Annotated in this window: 3 protein-coding genes and 1 pseudogene; all 4 read right to left on the reverse strand. The window is 74.6% G+C overall.

All coding sequences use genetic code 11. The features are described from left to right. Positions 1-232: 232 nt before the first annotated feature. Positions 233-388, reverse strand: a complete 156-nt coding sequence (locus L0B03_RS15290) for a hypothetical protein (RefSeq protein WP_250447354.1) — start codon at positions 386-388, stop codon at positions 233-235. Between the two features lie 134 nt (positions 389-522). Then, the gene (locus L0B03_RS15295) at positions 523-2,295 is read right to left on the reverse strand and encodes a DEAD/DEAH box helicase (protein ID WP_250447357.1); all 1,773 of its coding nucleotides are present in this window, start codon (positions 2,293-2,295) and stop codon (positions 523-525) included. Positions 2,296-2,363: 68 nt separating this feature from the next. Then, positions 2,364-2,699, reverse strand: coding sequence for a DUF3039 domain-containing protein (locus L0B03_RS15300; RefSeq protein ID WP_250447359.1), 336 nt, complete (start codon positions 2,697-2,699; stop codon positions 2,364-2,366). Positions 2,700-2,746: 47 nt separating this feature from the next. Next, a pseudogene (locus L0B03_RS15305) lies at positions 2,747-3,567 on the reverse strand (hypothetical protein); the annotation flags it as partial.

The following is a 3,567-nucleotide window of genomic DNA, read 5'->3' on the forward strand; positions in this document are numbered from 1 at the left end:
AGGAGCTGCCGCGCGGGGCACGGCGTCTGTCGGCCGGGGACCCGGCCATCCCGACCGCGAGCCTCGTGCTCGCGGACTGAGCGCGCTCGCCCACGACGGGCAGCCGGCCGTCCCCGGACGCACGAACGTCCGGGGACCTGGTGGCTCGCACCACCGGTCCCCGGACGTCCGTCGATCTGCTGTGCCGTCACGCGGTGACGGCGGTGCGGGCCGTGAGGCCCGCGTCCTGCGGCTAGACCTTGGACTTGCCGCGGCCTACGAGCCCGAGGATCAGGCTCACGACGAGAACGATGATCGCGATCCAGATGAGGAACTGCGCGGCCTCGACGGCAACGCCGAAGACCAGCAGGACGACACCGACAAGAAGAATGATCAACCAGGTAGGCATGACGAGCCCTTTCTGCATGTGGACCGTCTGGGGGAAGCCCAGCGGCTCGTGACACAACGGTGGCAGCCTCTGAGGCGCCCCGCATCCTGAACGGGGAAGTCGCGCGAAGGTCGGGTTGCCCTGGTATAAGCCGCTCAGCGACGCCCGACGAACCAGTCCCGGAGCAGTGCGGTGCGCCTCTCGAGCTGCTCGACGGTCGCGAGTGCGACCTCGGGGCCACCCGACCGACGCCGCAGCTCGGTGTGCACCGAGCCGTGGGGCTGACCGCTGCGCCGCGCCCACGCCCCGACCAGGGTGTTGAGCTCCTTGCGGAGCTCGACCAGGCGCCGGTGGTCGACCTCCGGCTCGGCGGCCGCACGCCGCGCCGCGGCCCCGCTCACCTGCTGTGCCTGGCGCTGCCGGAGCAGCGTGCTCACCTGGTCGGCGTCGAGCAGACCGGGCAGGCCGAGGAAGTCCTGCTCCTCCTCCGAGCCGACCTCGGCACCGGTGCCGAACTCTCCGCCGTCGAAGAGCACGCGGTCGAAGCTCGCCTGCGCCTCGAGGGCCTGGAAGGTGCCCGGGACGCCGTCCGCCCCCACCGTGTCGGACGCGCTCTCCTCCCGGTTCGCCGCGGCGAGCAGGTCATCGGCGAGGCCGACCTCCCCCTCCTCGGGCAGCGGTCGGTCCAGGGCGTGGTCCCGCTCGAGCTCCAGGGTCGCGGCGAGGGCCAGCAGCTGCGGCACGCTCGGCAGGAAGAGGGACGCGGTCTCGCCCCGGCGCCGGACCCGGACGAACCGGCCGACGGCCTGGGCGAAGAACAGCGGGGTCGCGGTCGAGGTCGCGTAGACGCCCACCGCGAGGCGCGGCACGTCGACCCCCTCGGAGACCATGCGGACCGCGACCATCCACCGGCTCGTCCCGGCGGAGAACTCGTCGATGCGGTCCGAGGCTCCGTCGTCGTCCGAGAGCACGACCGTGGGGCTCTCGCCGGTGAGGGTCCGCAGGTGAGCGGCATAGGCCCGGGCGTCGGTCTGGTCGGTCGCGATGATCAGCGCGCCGGCGTCGGGCACGGTGCGCCGTACCTCGGACAGCCGGCGGTCGGCCGCCGCCAGCACCGAGGGGATCCACTCCCCCTGCGGGTCCAGGGCGGTGCGCCAGGCCTGCGCGGTCATGTCCTTGGTCATGTCCTCGCCCAGACGGGCCGAGACCTCGTCCCCGGCCCGGGTGCGCCAGCGCATCTGCCCGCTGTAGGAGAGGAAGATCACGGGCCGGACGACGCCGTCCCGCAGCGCGTCGCCGTACCCGTAGACGTAGTCCGCGACCGAGCGCCGGATGCCGTGGGCGTCGGCGGCGTACTCGACGAAGGGGATGGCCGAGGTGTCCGACCGGAAGGGCGTGCCGGTGAGGGCGAGGCGCCGCGTGGCCCCCTCGAAGGACTCGCGCACGGCGTCCCCCCAGGAGAGGGCGTCCCCGCCGTGGTGCACCTCGTCAAGGATGACCAGGGTGGGGGCGGCCGCGGTGCGGGCGGCGTGCAGGGCGGGCTTGCTCGCCACCTGGGCGTAGGTCAGCGCGACGCCGTCGAAGTGGGCGCCGTGGCGACCCTGGCTGTTGCGGAAGTTCGGGTCCAGGTGGACACCGACCCTCGCCGCGGCGTCGGCCCACTGGCGCTTGAGGTGCTCGGTCGGGGCGACGACGGTGACGCGCCGGACGACGCCGCGCTCGAGGAGGTTCGTCGCGACCCGCAGCGCGAAGGTCGTCTTGCCTGCCCCCGGGGTGGCGACGGCGAGGAAGTCCTGCGGGTGGCGGCTCTCGTAGGACTCGAGGGCAGCGGCCTGCCAGGCGCGGAGCTTGCTCGCGGTGCCCCACGGGGCGCGGGCGGGGAAGGCCGGGGAGAGGTGCGAGGCGGCCGAGGACGACGGGGTGGACACGCCCGCGGACGACCCCGCCGACGGGGAACCGTCGGTCGAGGGGTGGCGCGCGGCGTCGTGCTGGGGCGTCACCGTCCGCCGGAGGAGTCGCCCGAGCCGGAGCCGTCCCCGCCGTCCTGCGGGGCGCGCAGACCCTCGTAGATCTCCTGGCAGATGGGGCAGACGGGGAACTTCTTGGGGTCGCGGCCCGGCACCCAGACCTTGCCGCACAGCGCGACCACGGGGCTGCCCGAGAGCGCCGAGTCGAGGATCTTCTCCTTGCGCACGTAGTGCGAGAACCGCTCGCGGTCCCCGGGCTCGACCTCCTCGCGGGTCTCGGTGCGCTCGAGCACGCTCGTCGAGGTCCCCGAGCCGGGGGTGCCCGGGTCGTCCGGACCGGTCGAGGGGGGCATCGGCTCGCTCATGGCGACGAGTCTACGACGGCGCTCCGACGCGGTCACCGTGTGCTCGCTCACCGGGAGAGACGTGCCAGGAGCCGCACGGAGCGCGCGTCGTACACCCGCCCGCCCTGGGCCACGCCGGCTGCGAGGACCAGGGCGCCGCCCAGCACCCCGACGCCCAGGGTGACCCAGGCCATCGACGGCTCCCACCACATCGCTGCGCCGAAGGCCACGAGCACCGGGACGCACAGCGCGAGGGTCGCGACCGAGGTCACGAGCTGTGCCACCATGCTCGCTCCCACGGCCCCCATCTGGGCCGCGTAGGGGTTGGCCCCCGCAGCCGGCACCGGGTAGATGAGCGCCCCGCTCGCGACGGCCGAGACCGCGAGCCCGCCGCAGAGCACACCGATCCCCGCGCCGAGGGAGGCCGGGAGCAGGTCGACCCGCCCCGCGACCACCGAGCCCAGGACCGCGACCCCGGCGACGACCGGCACCGACCAGGCGAGGGTCGCGAGGGTGCGTCCCGCGCGGTCGGCCCAGCCCGGGACCGCGCCCACCACGTGCATCCACAGGGCGGTGCCGTCGTAGGCGACGTCGTTGTGCCGCCCCCAGCCGATCGTCCCGCCCATCAGGGGCGCGATGCTCAGGGCGACGGCCGCCGGTGCGTCGATGACCGTGCCGGCGAGCACGACGATGATGAGCGGGGCGGCCACCGAGCCCAGCAGGGCACTGAGGTAGCGGGGGTCGGCGGTCCAGTAGCGCATCGCCCGCCGGGTCACCGCGAGCGCAGGGCGGGCGGCCTCGGGCAGGCCCAGGTCCCCGCGGCCGAGGACGGCGTCCCGACGGCGCCGGGACTGCCCGCCCCGGGCCGGTGGGCTGACCAGGAAGTCGG

Origin of the sequence: Actinotalea sp. C106, assembly GCF_023630195.1 — a bacterium.
In the GTDB taxonomy this organism is placed as follows: domain Bacteria; phylum Actinomycetota; class Actinomycetes; order Actinomycetales; family Cellulomonadaceae; genus Actinotalea.

Coding starts and splice junctions, on each gene's coding strand:
- L0B03_RS15290 (WP_250447354.1), bottom strand. CDS start 388: ATGCCTACCTGGTTGATCATTCTTCTTGTCGGTGTCGTCCTGCTGGTC.
- L0B03_RS15300 (WP_250447359.1), bottom strand. CDS start 2,699: ATGAGCGAGCCGATGCCCCCCTCGACCGGTCCGGACGACCCGGGCACC.